This is a genomic window from Leisingera sp. F5 (genome assembly GCF_001593695.1).
In genome coordinates, this window is the sequence record NZ_LUKH01001173.1 from 1 (window position 1) to 1,213 (window position 1,213).

Annotated in this window: 1 protein-coding gene and 1 pseudogene; one reads left to right on the forward strand and one right to left on the reverse strand. The window is 57.5% G+C overall.

All coding sequences use genetic code 11. The annotated features are described in order from the left end of the window. A partial coding sequence (locus A2I95_RS39875) for a YegP family protein (protein WP_291737869.1) occupies positions 1-324 on the forward strand: 324 nt, incomplete at its 5' end. Positions 325-472: 148 nt separating this feature from the next. Here the strand turns inward: A2I95_RS39875 and A2I95_RS39880 are convergent. Beyond that, positions 473-877 (reverse strand): annotated as a pseudogene (locus tag A2I95_RS39880) (tRNA (guanosine(37)-N1)-methyltransferase TrmD); the annotation flags it as partial. Positions 878-1,213: the final 336 nt, after the last annotated feature.

Genomic DNA, 1,213 nt, shown 5'->3' on the forward strand with positions numbered 1-1,213 from the left:
TTTGAACTTTACACGGACAATGCAGGTGAATTCCGGTTCCGTCTGAAAGCAGGCAACGGCGAGAACATTCTGGCCAGCGAAGGCTACAAGCAAAAGTCCAGCGCTGAAAACGGCATCGCGTCGGTTCGTAAGAACGCAGTTGACGACGCACGCTACGAACGCAAGGAAACCGCGGCCGGCAAGCACATGTTCAACCTGAAAGCCACCAATGGCCAGGTAATCGGCACCTCTCAGAGCTACGCCAGCGCCTCGGGCCGTGACAATGGCATCGAGTCGGTGAAAAAAAACGCCCCGGACGCTGCCCTGGATAACCAGACCAGTTGAGCGCAAAAGACAGCTAAGGGTCTGAACCCAAATCTATTGCAAAAAGATTTGCCAGGGGTTTCCTGAAAACTCTTGGTGCCGGCGCAGCTGAGCACTTGTTTTGCTGGGCTTGCGGACGTATACAGCGCCGGTCTGGATTCGCGATTGCGGCAAAGTTCTGCATCATCTGCTGGTCCATCCGGCGCCCCCGCGGCGACAGGTAGATTAGCGGCCAGTTGCCCTTGGTACCGGCCATCGTGTGCTCAATAGCGTTGCCCAGCACATCTGCGCGCAGCACCATGCCGGCGCCGCCGCCCGCCGGGGTGTCATCGACATTTCGATGCTTGCCGGCGCCGAACTCGCGCAGATCTACGGTCTCCAGCTGCCACAACCCCTCCTGTAGCGCCTTGCCGGTCAGGCTTTCGCCCAGCACTCCGGGGAAGGCCCCGGGAAACAGGGTGATGATCTTGGCCTTCCACACGCCTGCAAGATCCGGCGTAGGCGTCATCAGCTCACGCGGTTTCAGTGTCGGGCGGATAGCCTTGCGGCCGTGGGATTTGTTTGGTGAAGTCATAGTGTGCTGTTTAGAACAGCCAGAATTACACGCAATAGAAAGCTTTGTGACCAGCATGAATAAGAAACTGCCTTACAGCCCGGTCAGGCTTGATTTGTCCAGCATGGGCAATGAGGTGCAGCAACGTGCGATTACACTGTGGTCCCGGATTGCAAACGAAGCGGGGTTCCCTGCCGAGGGTGCAAGGTTCCGAAATATGCGCATCAACAGCCGGATGGAGCACCGAAGGTGCGTCCTGGAGATCACAGCCGCGGATGGCCGAATATGTGTTCTGCGGGCGGACTTTGGGGAAAATTGACCGGACCAGTCCAGGAGATTCCTGGAACGTCATAAGGA